The organism is Bradyrhizobium sp. AZCC 1577 (genome assembly GCF_036924575.1).
In the GTDB taxonomy this organism is placed as follows: Bacteria; Pseudomonadota; Alphaproteobacteria; order Rhizobiales; family Xanthobacteraceae; genus Bradyrhizobium.
Genome location: NZ_JAZHRQ010000001.1, coordinates 2,858,254 through 2,874,175, shown reverse-complemented (window position 1 = coordinate 2,874,175; position 15,922 = coordinate 2,858,254). Strand labels below are relative to the sequence as shown.

Genomic DNA, 15,922 nt, shown 5'->3' with positions numbered 1-15,922 from the left:
TCCCTTGCGATAGAATGGATACACGCAATTCCTCCTTAAGTGGCGAGGAGGTGGGCAAGCAGCTCTCGCTCTGCTTCCCGTATAGGCGCCTTACCGAGCGTTAGTTGAAGCGCCTGGATCAAAGAGCGATGTCGGCTTTGACCCTGGCTGTGTGAAAACGCGAAGACGCTCGATCGCGGTAGAACAAGTTATTCGTTCAAGGCTGTTTTAAGCACCTACACCGCAGCCCTCCTAGTCTTTCAAATCGAACTTCAGAATATCATTCTCGTCGCGCTTCGCGCTTTTGAGTTTTCACACGGCCTAGACCCAGAGCGGACATGAGTGCACTGGCCTGATCACCCATGTCCCCTTGTGTCTTCTGCAACTAACTACCAAGAACGGACTTCCACAACCAAACCGTTTGGCTATACTGAACTGCACGCTACTCAAAGCTCTGCTATAAAACCGGGCGGATGTGTTGTCGCGCAGGCCCTGCTGACACACGAGGGATTCATGGACATCATTGCGATTACAAAACCAATACCCCAACCACAAAAACCAGAGAAACCTACTCGCCCCTATCCGACCCCTTCTGACAGGCCGCCGGGACCGATCGATCCCTAGACTAAAGGGATTGGGCGCTTCATGAGTTGCATTTTTTTGGTTATGCCGCTCTTCCGTTTTGACAGGGCGACATGGCTTACCGCCTCAAAAACTATAGCCATCATTTCTGTGATGGTGACGGGCTCGAGCTATTCGTTCGCGCAACCGCCGCAAGGGGATAAAGCAAGATCGGCCGCTGAAATTTGTGGTGGCCTTAGCGCTAATGCGGCAGTAACCACCTCATTCACAGCGGGTGGCTACGATGTTCAGGTCAGCAAGAATAACGAGCTAACGATCCAAAAAGACGGCCGGGTCTTCGCGCGGCTTCCTATGCAAGACTATGCGCGCTTCTCGAAATGCGTTGAGGAGGTTGGACGGGCGCTCACGTCTCGGCCTCCCGGTCCTATTGATCCGGGAGGAACGAAGGGGCCTAGGTGAGACTCGATTTCGCGGACAGCTAAGGGGGACTATTGTCTGACATTGTCAAAACATTCTGGGGCAAGCTTTACGCATGGGCCCTCCCCAGCACGTTTTTTGTTGGTGCGTTCTGGCTGCTCGTATATCCAAGTGTGCCTTGCTTGCACGGCGCAATACGGGTCAGTAGCAGCTCGGAAAAGTCAGCCCTGTTTGTTGCGATTACCGCTTTGATCGCGTTCACGCTAAATTCGTGCTCTGCCTTCTTGTATAGAGTGCTTGAAGGATACCTGCTTTGGCCAAAGTGCGTGCAGAAAGTTGCCATCAAGCGACAGTTGCGTCTCAAACATGAGTTGCAGCGCGACGTGGACAACGGCGGTTGGGCCCGTGGTTTGGCACTTGAAAAACTAGCACGGTATCCTATGCGAGATGAACAGGTGGTGCCAACAAGATTTGGAAATGCAATTCGCTCTTTCGAGACGTACGGCAAAACGCGCTTCAATTTAGACTCTCAGACGCTGTGGTACGAGTTGTGTGCCAGCGCACCAAAATATCTTCAAAGTGCGATTGAGACCGCCAGATCTTCCGTCGATTTCTTTGTTGCGATGACTTATCTCAGCTTCTTATTTGGGTTGACGTCTTTGTTCTTGGCTCTTAGTCGGTTCGGGTCACCGAAATTGTTTATCGTCTCTGCCGGCGCGTTCGGCTTGACACTATTAAGTCACTGGTTCGCTGTGAGGACAACGGCTGAGTGGAGCTATTCGGTGCAGGCCTTGGTGAATATTGGACGGATTAAGTTGGCCGAGCAACTTGGACTGCGAGTGCCAGATACACTTGAAGCTGAGAAGGAGATGTGGGGCTTTGCCACATCTTATGTATTCTGGTCGAAGCCTGAAATTGGTGCCAAGCTTGATCCCTTCCGAACAAGCAGTGGCAACACGGGCAAGGTTGCCGAAGAGAAGGATAGCGATGCCGAGGACGGCCAAGATTAGTAAGTCGAGGGGGTCCGAGGCGGTTCAGATCGCGAAGAACAGGACGACTAGGTTAATTTGCGCTTTTGGACCCAAGCTGACCAACTTCGTCGCTTGCGGCTGGTCTGGTATTGAGGGCAGTCCGGACTTCGGATCAGCGATCCTGCGACCGCCGCTTGTGAGCCAAAACAGACCTTCGCCCAACTCGCCCTTAGCGTCGCTATTGGCTTACGTTGTGTCATCCGCCTCCAGTCGGCTGCGCTCGATCTAATGCTGATGTTTTGAAATTGGCGCCAAGTTCGGCGAGGCTAGAAAATTGCGGTGCCAGTGCACTCAACTGACGTGTCGCGCGTCCGCTTACCGCCTTCACGCATGGGCCGGCACTTTGATCAGCCTCAAATAGCGCGCCATCGGATGGAAGTCACTGTCGTTGTGTAGCAGCGGCCCGCGGTTCTCGATGCACCAGGTACCGATCAACAAGCCGATGGTCTTCCAGACGCTGCCGTCGACAACGATTACCCGGTCCCTCGCCTCATGCGATTTCGGGCGAGGTTGCCACGCCAGCAGTACTTGCCGAAGACCTTGCCGAGCTCCTGCTGCCTTCGCAGCCTGACCATCAAGCGAAGTGCCCGCTCCACCGTCTGCTTCTTGGTTTGCTGTCCGGAGGCTTTCTGCGCTTCCGCCATCAGCGCGTCGTCGATCTCGATATTGGTGCGCACGGGCAGCGCTCCGTATGTGACGTGTATGGATCAATATTACTATACACATCCGCACGCCACGATAGGCGGCACGGAATTATGGCGATGGGTTTCGCTTCCGCCTTCGCTCGTTGAGCTACGGCGGACAAGTCGCTCTACCCATCCCACGAAACTACGAAATCGGCTTCAGCCCCGCCTCGATCGCGGCTCTTCGCGGCTCGAGAAACGGCGGCAGTGCCAGCCTTTCGCCGAGCGTTTCCATCGGCTCGTCGGTCGCAAAACCGGGGCCGTCGGTAGCGATCTCGAACAGGATGCCGTTGGGCTCGCGGAAATAGAGGCTGCGGAAATAGAAGCGGTCGATCTCGCCGCTGTTGGGGATGCGAAACTGATTCAGGCGCTGGGTCCAGGCGTGGTACTGCGCCTCGTCCGGCGTGCGGAATGCGACATGGTGCACGCCGCCGGCGCCCTGCTGCGCGACGGCTAAACCCTTGGCTTCGATCACGTGCAACTCGGCGGCGGGGCTAATCTGTCCCTTTGCCTCGCCCATCTCGAACACATGAATCTCCGCGCCGTGGGCGGCATACTCGCGCACGCGGCGCATGTTCATGACCTCGGTCAGCACGAAGGCGATGCGCGACAGCTCGTGCACGGTCAGCACGATCGGACCGAGGCCGCGGATCTGGTGCTCGACGGGCACCGGGCTGCGCTCCCATGGCGAGGCCGGCCCCACACCGCCATCGTCGACCAGCACCAGCCGCTGCCCCTCGCCGTCCTCGAACGGCAGCGTCAGCCGGCCGTCGACTTCGACGATATCGCGGGCCGCCGCGCCCGCCTTCTTGAGGCGATCCCGCCAGTAGCCGAGGGTCTTCTCGCCGGCGACGCGCAGCCCGGTGCGCGAGATCGAATTGGTTCCGCGACGTTCGGGAGCCGCGGGAAAATCGAAGAAGGTGAGATCGGTGCCGGGATTGGCTTTGCCGTCGGCATAGAACAGGTGATAGGCGCTGACGTCGTCCTGGTTGACGGTCTTCTTCACCAGCCGCATGCCGAGCAGGCCGGTGTAAAACGCCAAATTCTCCCGCGGCTTCGCCGAGATCGCGGTCAGGTGATGAATTCCGCCTAGCTGCATTGCGTTGTCCTCGTAGTCACTTCGGTGGGCGGGACAGTTTGGCCTCTTGCTGGATCATGTAGGATGTGGCCACTGTCATTGCGAGCCAACGAGTCGGGGCTCCGCGAAGCAATGCATTCTTTCTTTATGCGGTACCATGGATTGCTTCGCTGCGCTCGCAATGACGTGGAAAAGTCAAGCTACCCACTAATGTCAGTGCCATGAGAACTCTCCTCCGTCCCATCCTTGCATTGTTGATCTTGCTTGCGCCTGCGACGCTATCAGGCGCCCAAACCACCGCGCCGGTGGACCTGCGCATTCTCGCGATCAACGATTTTCACGGCTACCTTCGTCCGCCGCCGGGCGGAATCACGATCGCCGATCCCGAAGACAGGACGAAGAAGATCACCGTCGCCGCCGGCGGCGCAGAGCATATGGCGACGCTGGTGAGTCAGCTTCGCGACGGGCGCAAGAACTCGATCTTCGTTGCGGCCGGCGACTTGATCGGCGCCAGCCCATTCCTGTCGGCGATGTTCCATGACGAGCCGACGATCGAAGCGCTGTCGATGATGGGGCTGGCGCTTTCCTCCGTGGGCAATCACGAGTTCGACGAGGGCAAGGACGAACTCTTGCGCATGCAGAATGGCGGCTGCCATGCGGTCGACAAATGCCAGGGGCCGCATCCGTTTACGGGCGCGAAATTTCGTTATCTCGCCGCCAGCACGATCGAGAAGAGCAGCGGCAAGACGGTGTTTCCTCCATACGAAATCCGGACATTCGACGGCATCCCGGTCGCCTTCATCGGCCTGACCTTGAAGGGCACCCCTGGCCTCGTTGCACCTGTCGGTGTTGCCGACCTGGAATTCCGCGACGAGGCTGATACGGTGAACGCGCTGATCCCTGAACTGAAGGCGCGCGGCGTTGAGGCCATCGTCATCCTGATCCACGAAGGTGGATTGCCGACCGGCGATTACAACGACTGCCCCGGCGTTTCGGGGCCGATCGTCGATATCGTGAAAAAATTCGACAAGGCGGTGGATGTCGTGGTCTCCGGCCATACTCATCGCGCCTATGTCTGCGAGATCGACGGACGGCTCGTTACCTCCGGCGACAAATACGGCACGCTCGTCACCGCGATCGATCTCAAGCTCGATCCCGCGACGCGCGACGTCATCAGCGCCAAGGCCGACAACACCATCGTCCGCACCGCAACGCTGGCGAAGGATGCGCAACAGACCGCGCTGATCGAATCCTATGACCGGCTGGCCGCGCCGATCGCCAACCGTCCGGCGGGCTCGGTGACCGCAACGCTATCGCGCGTGCCCAACGCCGCCGGCGAGAGCCCACTCGGCGACATCATCGCCGATGCGCAACTCGCCGCGACCAGCAGCGAGACGAAAGGCGGCGCGGTCATCGCGTTCACCAATCCCGGCGGCGTGCGCGCCGACGTAACACGGAAGGAAGATGGCGCGGTGACCTATGGCGACGTGTTCGCCAGCCAGCCGTTCCGCAATCAACTGGTGACGCTGACGCTGACGGGCAAGCAGATCAAGGACATGCTGGAGCAGCAATGGCTCGATCCGAAGCGCCCGCGGATCCTGCAGGTGTCGAAGGGATTTGCCTATGCGTGGGACGCGACCAAGCCTGACGGTGAACGCGTGCTGCCCGAGCGGATGTTGCTGAACGGGCAGCCGGTCGATCCGGCCGCGAGCTATCGCGTCACCGTCAACAATTTCCTTTTCGTCGGCGGCGACGGTTTCACCGTGCTCACGCAAGGAACCGCGCCGCAGGTCGGCATCTACGACGTCGACGCGCTATACGCCTATTTCAAGGCCAGCAGCCCGGTCAGCCCGACCGCTGCCGATCGCATCACCAGGATCAACTGAGCCGAAAGGCCGGAGGCCTTTCCGAGCGGCTCTTAAGAGCCTAGATTAGCCGCTCCTTACCGGCGCGTTCCTTATACGCCAGGATTTTTGCATGACGCTGCTTCTGACCCATACCGCCTGTCTCGACCATGTTACGCCTCCGGGGCATCCCGAGCGCCCCGACCGGCTGCGCGCGGTCGCCGAGGTGCTGGGGGAAGAGCGTTTCAAGCCGCTCTCGCGCGGCGATGCGCCGGAGGGCGATCTTGATTCCGTCACGTTGTGCCATGGCGAACATTATATCGGCGAACTCCGCCACATCGCCCCTCAAAGCGGGATGATCTATATCGACGGCGATACCTCGATGTCGCCGGGCACCTGGGAAGCGGTGATGCGCGGCGTCGGCGGTGCGGTGGCTGCGACGGATGCAGTGATGTCCGGAACCCACCAGAACGCCTTCGTCGCGGTGCGCCCGCCCGGCCATCATGCCGAGGTCTCGAAGCCGATGGGCTTCTGCTTCTTCGACAATGTCGCCATCGCCGCACGTCACGCCCAGCGCAAATACGGCATCGGCCGCGCCGCGATCGTCGATTTCGACGTCCATCACGGCAACGGCACGCAGGACATCTTCTGGCACGATCCGACCGTGATGTATTGCTCGACGCACCAGATGCCGCTGTTTCCGGGCACCGGCGCCAGCGGCGAGCGCGGCGAGCATGACACCATCGTCAATGCGCCGCTGGCTTCCGAAGACGGCAGCGCAAAATTCCGCGCCGCGTTCGAAAACCTGATCCTGCCGCAATTGCAGAAGTTCTCGCCGGAACTGATCATCATCTCCGCCGGCTTCGACGCGCATTACCGCGACCCACTCGCCTCGATCAACCTGAAGGCGGACGATTTCGGCTGGGTCACCCGCAAGCTGATGGATGTGGCGGACCATAGCGCCGGCGGGCGGGTTGTCTCGGTGCTGGAGGGCGGCTACGACCTGCAGGGGCTGAAAGAGTCGGTGGCGGCGCATGTCACCGCGCTGATGGACGCGTAAATCCCGGCCACAATAGGCCCTCAAAAGCCCTTGTTTCGACGCGTTTTCTTCACGCGAGCCGGTACCCACGTCGCTCGAAAACGCTATAGTTTGATTCCGCGCCTCAATGGCGCGCATTCGGGAACTAGATATGGCCGAAAATAACCAGATGGACGTCAAAAAACTCTCCTTCGAGCGCGCGATCGAGGAGCTTGAATCGATCGTGAAACGGCTCGAGGACGGCAAGGTGCCGCTGGAGGAATCGGTCGCGATCTACGAACGTGGCGAGGCGCTCAAGCGCCGCTGCGAAGAATTGCTGCGGCAGGCGGAGGCCCGCGTCGACAAGATCACGACCGATGCGAACGGCCAGGTCACGGGGACCGAGCCGCTCGACGTGCAGTAAGCCTGCCGTCTGGTTTCGGGGTTCGCGCAACAATCGGGGATATTGGGCGAATTCCGCCCTCCCGGGCCGTGGGAGGCGGACCAGCCGAATTAGTTCTTTGCCCCCCGCACAGCCTGATATAGTCCGCCGACATTTGGGGACAGTACGTGCGCGTCGAGCACCGCCATATCATCTATATTCAGGGCTACGATCCGCGCGGGCTGGCGCAATATTATCGCATGTTCCGGACCGAGCTGCGCAAGTTCGGCCGGCTTTATCAGCTCCAGGCCACCATCAGCCGGCCAAAGGTGGCATCCGACGACGAGATCGCGTCCTGGACCATCGATACCAAGGCTGAGGACTGGCAGACACGCACGTCCTACGACTTCCTCCGGTTCGAGGACTTCATCCAGCAAGACCTGGCGGCGCCGATCTGGCGCACGGTGTTCAGCGCGGTCTGGATCTACTGGCGTCTCCTCTTCGCCGGCACCATCGCCCGCTTCGGCAAGGCGAACTGGCGTTTTGCAACTTTCATCACCTATCCGCACCTGATGCTGTTGCTGGAAGCCGCGTGTGCTGCGGCGATCGCCTTCGTGTTCGAGAAAGGCCTGAACGCCATCGGCATTCCCGACGCATTCAGCATCGCCATCGCGGCCGCCCTCTTCGTTGCCCTGCTCGGCACGGTGCTGAAATACACCGAGAATGCCACCTACGTGCTTTATCTCCTGTGCGACACGATCTGGACCTGGGAGTTCTCGCACCGCGAGCGACCGGAATGGGACCAGCGCATCGACCGTTTTGCGCAGCATCTGGTCAATGTCGCCAAGAGCACCGACGCCGACGAGATCGTCATCGTCGGCCATAGCTCCGGGTCGTTCCTGTCGACGGAAATGCTGGCGCGTGCGCTCAAGCTCGATCCCGCGCTCGGCCGTCACGGGCCGCGGATCGTGCTGCTGACGATCGGCGGCAATTTTCCGATCGTCGGCTATCACGCCGTATCGAAAGAATTTCGCGAGCATCTGCGGATGCTGGCGGTCGAGCCGTCGGTCGACTGGATCGACTGTCAGGCCCGCAAGGACGTGATGAATTTCTACCAGTTCGACCCGATCACGAGCCACGGCATCGACGCAGGCGCCGCGCGGCGCAACCCCAAGATCGTGCCGGTTCGCTTCCGTGACATCATCCGGCCCGAGCACTACGAGAAATTCCGCTGGCAGTTCTTCCGCGTGCATTTCCAGTTCGTAATGGCCAACGAACGGCCCAACGCCTACGACTTTTTCATGATCGTCTGCGGGCCGGTCCCGCTCAGCGCGCGCATGGCCGTCCCCGACGCTGCGCTTGATGTCGCCACCGGCGATTCCGGAGCGCGCGATCGGGCCTGGAAGAGGATCGAAGCGGCCACCGCCGCGGCCACAAGTGCCGCCGATTTGAGCAAATTGGAACCATCCGCCCGCCGCAGCGGTTGAAAAATCGAAATTTTTCGGCCCGGCGCCCCGGAACCGAATCGGCCCTCCGGGTTGGCTTTGGCGGCGGCTTTGGTGTAAAGCTTGCGGTTCTATGCGCCGGGGAAGGCAGCCTGCCGGGCAACTTTCCACGGCTGCAAGCACCTCAAATAGCTAAAGAAACTGAACCGGGAAGGGTTAGAAGCGACTAAGTGATGCATATCACATGGTTTAAACCGGAGTGCATCTAGGCTTTCAAATCAGGTACCGGCCTGCCGGACTGGCAGGCGGGCCCGGATTTTCGCGGCGCGGTTAACGCGCTTCCCGTCTCGCGTCGGGCCTTTATCCCGACATGCAAAATTGGAATATCGCAGTGACCACATATAGTAAAACGCCGCTTCTCGATACCATCCGAACGCCCGACGATCTTCGCAAGCTCAAGATCGAGCAGGTGCGGCAGGTCGCGGACGAACTCCGCCAGGAAACCATCGACGCCGTCTCGGTGACCGGCGGCCATTTCGGCGCCGGCCTCGGCGTCGTCGAACTGACCACCGCGATCCACTACATCTTCGACACGCCGCGCGACCGCCTGATCTGGGACGTCGGCCACCAGGCCTACCCGCACAAGATCCTGACCGGCCGCCGCGACCGCATCCGCACGCTGCGCACCGGCGGCGGCCTTTCCGGCTTCACCAAGCGCAGCGAGAGCGACTACGACCCGTTCGGCGCGGCGCATTCCTCGACCTCGATCTCGGCCGGCCTCGGCATGGCCGTGGCGCGCGACCTCGCCGGTGGCAAGAACAACGTGATTGCCGTGATCGGCGATGGCGCGATGTCGGCGGGCATGGCCTATGAGGCTATGAACAATGCGGGCGCAATGAATTCGCGCCTGATCGTCATTCTCAACGACAACGACATGTCGATTGCGCCGCCGGTCGGCGCGATGAGCGCGTACCTGTCGCGGCTCTATTCCGGCAAGACCTACCGCTCGCTGCGCGAGGCGGCCAAGCAGATCAACAAGCGTCTGCCCAAGATCCTGGCCAACCGCGCCAACCGCGTCGAGGAATATTCCCGCGGCTTCATGATGGACGGCGGCACGCTGTTCGAGGAGCTCGGCTTCTATTACGTCGGCCCGATCGACGGCCATAACCTCGACCATCTGCTGCCTGTTTTGAAGAACGTCCGCGACATGGAAACCGGCCCGATCCTGGTTCACGTCGTGACCCAAAAGGGCAAGGGCTACGCCCCCGCGGAAGCCTCCGCCGACAAGTATCACGCCGTGGTCAAGTTCGACGTCGCCACCGGCGCGCAGGCCAAGGCCAAGCCGAATGCGCCGGCCTACCAGAACGTGTTCGGCCAGAGCCTGGTCAAGGAAGCCGAGAAGGACGACAAGATCGTCGCCATCACCGCCGCGATGCCGTCGGGTACCGGCGTCGACATCTTCAACAAGTCATTTCCGGAGCGCACCTTCGACGTCGGCATTGCCGAGCAGCATGCGGTGACGTTTGCGGCGGGGCTTGCCACCGAAGGCTACAAGCCGTTCTGCGCGATCTACTCGACCTTCCTGCAGCGCGGCTATGACCAGGTGGTCCATGACGTTGCGATCCAGAGCCTGCCGGTCCGCTTCGCGATCGACCGCGCCGGCCTGGTCGGCGCCGACGGCGCCACCCATGCCGGTTCGTTCGACAACGCCTATCTCGGCTGCCTGCCGAACTTCGTCATCATGGCGGCGTCCGACGAAGCCGAACTGGTGCACATGGTCGCCACGCAAGTCGCGATCAACGACCGCCCGAGCGCGGTGCGTTATCCGCGCGGCGAAGGCCGCGGCGTCGAGATGCCCGAGGTCGGCATCCCCCTCGAGATCGGCAAGGGCCGCATCGTCCGCCAGGGTAGCAAGGTCGCCCTGCTCTCGTTCGGCACGCGAATGGCCGAATGCGAAAAGGCTGCCGACGAACTCGCCGCCCACGGCCTGTCCACCACCATCGCCGACGCCCGCTTCATGAAGCCGCTCGACGTCGATCTGGTGCTGAAACTGGCGCGCGACCACGAGGTGCTGCTCACCATCGAGGAAGGCGCGATCGGCGGCTTCGGCTCGCATGTCATGCAGACGCTGTCCGACCACGGCATGCTCGACGGCGGCCTAAGGATGCGTGCGATGATCCTGCCCGACGAGTTCATCGACCACGACTCGCCGAACGCGATGTATGCCCACGCCGGCCTCGACGCCAAGGGCATCGTCGCCAAGGTGTTCGACGCGCTCGGCAAGGACTACAAGACCGAGACGGTCAAGCTCGCCTGAGGCACAGCCCCTTCGGTTCTGCCCTGATCAGAACTGAAGGTCTGGCTCTTTCGCAGGTAAACCCATGAAGATCTATCTGGCAGGTCCCGATGTGTTCCTGCCGGACGCCATCGAGATTGGGCGCCGCAAGGTCGCGATCTGCGACCGCCATGGCGTGAGCGGCCTCTACCCCCTCGACAATACGGTCGATCTTGCAGCCGCTGACGCCTCGCTCGCCATTTTCAAGGGCAACGAAGCAATGATGGATGCGGCGGACGCGATCATTGCCAATCTTACGCCGTTTCGCGGCCCCAGTGCCGACGCCGGCACCGTCTATGAACTCGGCTACATGGCCGGTCGCGGTAAGCTGTGCCTGGCCTATAGCAACGACCCCGCGGTTTATGTCGAGCGGGTAAAGCGGAACTACGATGTGACCAAATCCGCCACCGGCCACCTGATCGACGGCGACGGGCTGGCGGTGGAAGATTTCGGCCTGCCCGACAATCTCATGATGATCCACACGCTCGATCTGCATGGTGCTAGACTGGTGACGCCGCGGCAGCGGCCGCAAGATATCTGGCACGATCTCACCTCGTTCGAGGCCTGCGTCGCTGTGGCGGCGGATCGCGCTACCGGCAAATCGGACTGAACTTGGCTGACAAGAGCGACAGCAAAACCTCTCCCCGCACGCGCGTGGACGTGCTGCTGGTCGAGCGCGGCCTGTTCGAAAGCCGCGCCCGCGCACGCGCTGCGATCGACGCCGGTGGCGTGACGGCCGACGGCAGGCCCGTGTTGAAGGCGTCGGAGATGATCGCCGCCAATGCCGAATTGTCCGCCCAGCCCGCGCATCCTTACGTCTCGCGCGGCGGCGTCAAGCTCGCCGGCGCGCTGGAGCAGTACCCGATCGAGATCGAGGACCATGTCTGCCTCGACGTCGGCGCCTCCGCCGGCGGCTTTACCGAAGTGCTGCTGCAAAACGGCGCCAGCCTCGTCTTCGCCATAGATGTCGGGCGCGGCCAGTTGCATCCCTCGCTGCAGAGCCATCCCAAAGTCGTGTCGATGGAAGAAACCGACATCCGCCAGTTCGAGGGCAAGCGCCTGCCCGCCCGGCCGGATGTCGTCGTGATCGACGTCAGCTTCATTTCCTTGAAGGCGGTGCTGCCGGTGGCGCTGGAGCTTGCGGCAGCGCCAACGCAGCTCCTGGCGTTGATCAAGCCGCAATTCGAGGCGGAACGAAAGCACTCCAAGCACGGCATCATCCGCAACGCGATGGTGCATCAGGCGATCTGCGACGACATCTCGGCGTTCGCCGCCTCGCTCGGCTGCACCGATATCCAGGTGTTTCCGTCGTCGATCAAAGGCGGCGACGGCAATATCGAGTTCTTCATGGGCGCGCGCCGTGGCTGAGAGCGAACGCCTCGTCATCGACCATGTCGGCCATCAGGGCGACGGCGTCGCCATATCAGGCGGCGGCAACATCTATGTGCCGTACGCGCTCGGCGGCGAAACAATAGAGGCCGGTCCGGTTCCCGGCCACCATCCCGACCGCCGGCAATTGCTCAAGGTCGAGACAGCGAGCGTCGAGCGCGTCGCACCGTTCTGTCCGCATTTCGGCGTCTGCGGCGGCTGTGCGATCCAGCACTGGGACGCCGAACCCTATCGCGCCTGGAAGCGCGAGTTCGTGGTGACGACGCTTTCGCAGGCAGGAATTGATTGCGACGTCGCAGCCCTAGTCGATGCCCATGGCGCGGGCCGCCGGCGCATCACCCTGCACGGCCGAATCGGAACGCATGGCGTGCTCAAGGTCGGCTATGCAGCGGCCGGTTCGCACGACATCATTCCGATCGACCGCTGCCCGATCCTCGATCCCCAATTGAGTGGCGCAATCGAGGCCGCCTGGGCCATCGCCGAGCCGTTGATCGCGATAGGCAAGCCACTCGACATCCAGATCACCGCGACCAATAGCGGCCTCGACGTCGATGTGCGCGGCTCCGGGCCGGTATCTTCAGCCATGATCGCGCGGCTGTCGCGCATCGCCGAACAACACCGGCTGGCGCGGCTGACGCGCCATGGCGAATTGGTGCTGATGCGAACGCCGCCCGTAATCTCTATTGGCGCGGCGCAGGTCACGCTGCCGCCCGGCTCATTCCTGCAGGCCACGGTGGCGGGCGAGGAGGCGCTGGCTGCGCTCGTCTTCGAGCATTGCAAGCGCGCCAAACATGTCGCCGACCTGTTCTGCGGCGTCGGCCCCTTCGCGCTGCGGCTTGCGGCGAAGTCGCGTGTAACCGCTTTCGACAGCGACACCGGCGCGGTAGCAGCCTTGCAGAAAGCCGCGACGTCCACCTCAGGGCTGAAGCCGGTCAAGGCCGAGCCGCGCGACCTGTTCCGACGCCCGCTGATGCCGCAGGAACTGCGCGACTACGACACCGTCGTGTTCGATCCTCCGCGGCAGGGCGCGCAAGCGCAGGTGACCCAGATTGCAGCAAGCAAGGTGCCGACGGCGGTTGCGGTATCGTGCAACGTCACGACGTTCGCGCGCGATGCGAAGATCTTGATCGACGGCGGCTTTAAGATCGAGGGCGTCACACCCGTCGACCAGTTCCGCCATACGCCGCATGTGGAATTGGTGGCGCGGTTCAAGAGGTAAGCACCCCTTTCTTCACCCTCCTCTGGAGGGGAGCGTGAACAGCTACCTCCCCCACCTGTCCTGCCAGATCTTCTCGCCTATCATGCAATTGACGCGCGGCTCCCTGCCCGCTGCAGGCACTACCGGGCGTTCGGGCGTGCGGCCGGCGATCTCGAGCAGCAGCTTGGTGCGGATGGCTTCCTTGAACTTGTCGCGGTCCTTGATGGTCACCACGAACGAGCCGGGGCCGCCGATGACGCAGTCCTCGTAATACAAATCGAGATTGTCGATATCCATGGTGGAGTAAGACGGCTCCTTCACCATGATTGGCAGGCCATTGATGACGATGCCCTTTTCCAACGCGGCATCGCGCGCGATGAGGACCGGCGCGCCGTTGTTGTTCGGGCCATCGCCCGAGATATCGATCACCCGCCGCAAACCGCGGTGCGGGCTCTCGTCGAACAGCGGCATGGCGAAGTTGATCGCACCCGAAATCGAAGTGCGCGATGCCCGGCGGATCGGGGTCTTGACGATCTCGTTGGCGACGGCATCGGCCGTCTCGGGTCCATCGATCACGCGCCAGGGGATGATGATCTTCTGGTCGGTTGATGCCGCCCACTCGAAATAGGTGATCGCGATCCTGCCGTTCGGCCCGCTCTTGAGCGCCTGCAAAAACTCCTTGGAGACGATCGCCTGCGCGTAGCCCTCCCGCTGCAGCGCCAGTTCATCCATGTCCATCGAATAGGAGACGTCGACGGCGAGGACGAGTTCGAGGTCGACGGTGGGATTGGCGTCCTTGTCGGCCAGTTGGCGGGCAGCGGCGCCCGCCCGGTTCGTTGGGTTCGGCGCGGCAACACCTGCCACGTCGCCGCCAGCGAGCATGCCGGCTACAAGCACGACCCCGATCGAGACATACCAGCGCATTGCGGCCCTCCCGTCGAACGTCAGTGATGGTGACATGCAAAATGGCCGACGCAAAGCGCTGAAATCATTTGTCCTTCACATTCGGGTTAGGATCAGGCTTCGTCCACAGCAGCCTGCTCGGCCGGTTCCGCGCAGCGATTGGCCTGTCCGAGCCGGCGCGATGGCCGCCCTGATCGAGCTGAAACACTCGGCCCCCCCGGTTTCAGGACCGGCCTGGAGCCTGTAAACTGATCGAGACGGCCGTCAGCCGCGGCGATCAGACCTTGGCGCAGCGCCTGGCGGACTGCCGCGCCAACTGAACGCGGCGGGCTCGTCGGATTTCCTTCGCTTCGGGACTACAAATGGCAGATACCGTCGTCACGCCAAAAACCAAGGTCAAAACCAAGGTCGAACGGCCGCGCCTGCACAAGGTCATCCTGATCAATGACGACTACACGCCGCGTGAATTCGTCGTCACGGTGCTGAAGGCCGAATTCCGCATGACCGAGGACCAGGCCCACAAGGTGATGATAACCGCGCACCGCCGCGGCGTCTGCGTGGTCGCCGTGTTCACCAAGGACGTTGCCGAGACCAAGGCGACGCGCGCCACCGACGCCGGCCGCGCCAAGGGCTATCCGCTCTTGTTCACCACCGAGCCGGAGGAATAGCCAGCCCGGTCTGCGCAAGCTGTTTTCTGCCAGTGTTGCGCCGGGCGGCACGCAGCCATCGGCGAACCACCGCCAGAAATTCCGCTGCAGGCGGCGACAGCTCCCGCTCCTGCAAGCGCATGATGCCGATCGGACAAGCGAGCCGCCGGCCGATCAAGGGCCGCGAGATCAAGTTCGGGTCATCCAAGGGCGGACGTTCGCTGGCGGGGACGACGGCGAGGCCCACGCCATTGCGAACCAGGCCGTGAAGCGTCGGCAGCCTGTTCGTCGTCATCAGATACCGGAGGGACAGCCCGGCAGCCGCCGCCGCGTCGTCCAGGATGCGGCGGGTTCGCGACTCCGCCGGGAACGAAACCAGGGGAGCGTCCGCCAACGCCTGCAACTCGATCTTCCGGCGCCGCGCCAGCCCGCTGTTCCTCGGCAGAACGAGATGAAAGGTCTCAATGCCGAGTTCTTCGGCGATGAACGATTTCGGGGCATCGTCGACATAGCCGATCCCGAAATCGGCCAGGCCGCTGCGCACTTCGTCCCTCACCACGCTGTGCAGCCCTTCGCGCAGGTGAATCTCGATCCGTGGAAATCGCCGGCTGTAATCCGCAATCAGCGTCGGAAGAACCGCGTTCGCCAGCGAGACAACACTCGCGACGACAATCTGTCCGCGCGGCTGCCCGGTCAGCTCCCGCATGTTCTCGACGCTGATCTTTAGATCGTTGAGCCAGCGCTCGGCGAACGAGACGAACTCCTGCCCGGCATCGGTGACCGTCACCTGGCGGGTGCTGCGGGAGAACAATGGGACATCCAGCTCAAGTTCGATCTGCTGGATCGCTCGCGTCAGCGCCGGCTGTGAAGTCTTCAGCGCGTTCGCCGCAGCGACAAAGCTCCGATACTCCGCCACCGCCAGAACCGCGCGAAGCTGCCGCGAGTTCAGGTTGGGGAAATTGTCGCGTCTCATGCCGTCCTCTCTCCGACT

Annotated in this window: 14 protein-coding genes; 10 read left to right on the top strand and 4 right to left on the bottom strand. The window is 62.0% G+C overall.

The features are described 5' to 3' along the window. Window positions 1-1,052: 1,052 nt before the first annotated feature. Entirely contained in the window at window positions 1,053-1,988 is a 936-nt protein-coding gene (locus V1278_RS13370) for a hypothetical protein (protein WP_334381050.1), read from the top strand. 494 nt (window positions 1,989-2,482) lie between these two features. Here the strand turns inward: V1278_RS13370 and V1278_RS13365 are convergent, their stop codons facing one another. Next, window positions 2,483-2,686: a type II toxin-antitoxin system VapB family antitoxin gene (locus V1278_RS13365; RefSeq protein ID WP_334381049.1), complete on the bottom strand. Its 204-nt coding sequence runs from the start codon at window positions 2,684-2,686 to the stop codon at window positions 2,483-2,485. A 151-nt stretch (window positions 2,687-2,837) separates the two neighbouring features. Beyond that, on the bottom strand, window positions 2,838-3,791 hold the full coding sequence (locus V1278_RS13360) for a ring-cleaving dioxygenase (RefSeq protein ID WP_334381048.1): 954 nt from the start codon (window positions 3,789-3,791) through the stop codon (window positions 2,838-2,840). A 200-nt stretch (window positions 3,792-3,991) separates the two neighbouring features. Here V1278_RS13360 and V1278_RS13355 point away from each other — a divergent pair, with 200 nt between their 5' ends. The 8 genes from V1278_RS13355 to V1278_RS13320 all read left to right on the top strand — a co-directional run bounded on the left by V1278_RS13355 (window position 3,992) and on the right by V1278_RS13320 (window position 13,402). Beyond that, window positions 3,992-5,656 carry a bifunctional metallophosphatase/5'-nucleotidase gene (locus V1278_RS13355; RefSeq protein WP_334381047.1) on the top strand — a complete coding sequence of 555 codons (1,665 nt, stop codon included), beginning with the start codon at window positions 3,992-3,994 and terminating at the stop codon, window positions 5,654-5,656. Window positions 5,657-5,747: 91 nt separating this feature from the next. Further along, window positions 5,748-6,674 carry a histone deacetylase family protein gene (locus V1278_RS13350; protein WP_334381045.1) on the top strand — a complete coding sequence of 309 codons (927 nt, stop codon included), beginning with the start codon at window positions 5,748-5,750 and terminating at the stop codon, window positions 6,672-6,674. 130 nt (window positions 6,675-6,804) lie between these two features. Further along, window positions 6,805-7,056 (top strand): exodeoxyribonuclease VII small subunit, encoded by a 252-nt coding sequence (locus tag V1278_RS13345; RefSeq protein ID WP_028346794.1) that lies wholly within the window; start codon window positions 6,805-6,807, stop codon window positions 7,054-7,056. A gap of 146 nt (window positions 7,057-7,202) precedes the next feature. After that, window positions 7,203-8,501, top strand: coding sequence for a hypothetical protein (locus tag V1278_RS13340; protein ID WP_334381044.1), 1,299 nt, complete (start codon window positions 7,203-7,205; stop codon window positions 8,499-8,501). A 328-nt stretch (window positions 8,502-8,829) separates the two neighbouring features. Next, window positions 8,830-10,776 carry a 1-deoxy-D-xylulose-5-phosphate synthase gene (dxs, locus tag V1278_RS13335; RefSeq protein ID WP_334364196.1) on the top strand — a complete coding sequence of 649 codons (1,947 nt, stop codon included), beginning with the start codon at window positions 8,830-8,832 and terminating at the stop codon, window positions 10,774-10,776. Between the two features lie 64 nt (window positions 10,777-10,840). Next, window positions 10,841-11,404, top strand: coding sequence for a nucleoside 2-deoxyribosyltransferase (locus V1278_RS13330; protein ID WP_334364197.1), 564 nt, complete (start codon window positions 10,841-10,843; stop codon window positions 11,402-11,404). A gap of 2 nt (window positions 11,405-11,406) precedes the next feature. Further along, a complete protein-coding gene (locus tag V1278_RS13325; RefSeq protein ID WP_334381043.1) occupies window positions 11,407-12,162 on the top strand; it encodes a TlyA family RNA methyltransferase in 756 nt (251 codons plus the stop codon). Beyond that, window positions 12,155-13,402 carry a class I SAM-dependent RNA methyltransferase gene (locus V1278_RS13320; protein WP_334381042.1) on the top strand — a complete coding sequence of 416 codons (1,248 nt, stop codon included), beginning with the start codon at window positions 12,155-12,157 and terminating at the stop codon, window positions 13,400-13,402. The genes V1278_RS13325 and V1278_RS13320 overlap by 8 nt, the downstream gene beginning before the upstream one ends. 42 nt (window positions 13,403-13,444) lie before the next feature. On the opposite strand, the gene V1278_RS13315 is transcribed toward V1278_RS13320, so the two are convergent. Then, entirely contained in the window at window positions 13,445-14,305 is an 861-nt protein-coding gene (locus V1278_RS13315; protein WP_334364200.1) for a DUF1194 domain-containing protein, read from the bottom strand. Between the two features lie 341 nt (window positions 14,306-14,646). Here V1278_RS13315 and clpS point away from each other — a divergent pair, with 341 nt between their 5' ends. Beyond that, window positions 14,647-14,952, top strand: a complete 306-nt coding sequence (gene clpS, locus V1278_RS13310) for an ATP-dependent Clp protease adapter ClpS (protein ID WP_028346801.1) — start codon at window positions 14,647-14,649, stop codon at window positions 14,950-14,952. On the opposite strand, the gene V1278_RS13305 is transcribed toward clpS, so the two are convergent. Then, complete coding sequence (locus tag V1278_RS13305; protein ID WP_334364201.1) at window positions 14,930-15,904, bottom strand: LysR family transcriptional regulator; 975 nt, start codon at window positions 15,902-15,904, stop codon at window positions 14,930-14,932. The two genes, clpS and V1278_RS13305, sit on opposite strands and share 23 nt — an antisense overlap. Between the last annotated feature and the right edge of the window lie 18 nt (window positions 15,905-15,922).

Bases quoted from the DNA above. Each gene is read 5' to 3' on its own strand.
- V1278_RS13355 (WP_334381047.1), top strand. From the start codon at position 3,992: ATGAGAACTCTCCTCCGTCCCATCCTTGCATTGTTGATCTTGCTTGCG.
- V1278_RS13315 (WP_334364200.1), bottom strand. From the start codon at position 14,305: ATGCGCTGGTATGTCTCGATCGGGGTCGTGCTTGTAGCCGGCATGCTC.
- V1278_RS13345 (WP_028346794.1), top strand. From the start codon at position 6,805: ATGGCCGAAAATAACCAGATGGACGTCAAAAAACTCTCCTTCGAGCGC.
- dxs (WP_334364196.1), top strand. From the start codon at position 8,830: ATGCAAAATTGGAATATCGCAGTGACCACATATAGTAAAACGCCGCTT.
- V1278_RS13330 (WP_334364197.1), top strand. From the start codon at position 10,841: ATGAAGATCTATCTGGCAGGTCCCGATGTGTTCCTGCCGGACGCCATC.
- V1278_RS13360 (WP_334381048.1), bottom strand. From the start codon at position 3,791: ATGCAGCTAGGCGGAATTCATCACCTGACCGCGATCTCGGCGAAGCCG.
- V1278_RS13305 (WP_334364201.1), bottom strand. From the start codon at position 15,904: ATGAGACGCGACAATTTCCCCAACCTGAACTCGCGGCAGCTTCGCGCG.
- V1278_RS13350 (WP_334381045.1), top strand. From the start codon at position 5,748: ATGACGCTGCTTCTGACCCATACCGCCTGTCTCGACCATGTTACGCCT.
- clpS (WP_028346801.1), top strand. From the start codon at position 14,647: ATGGCAGATACCGTCGTCACGCCAAAAACCAAGGTCAAAACCAAGGTC.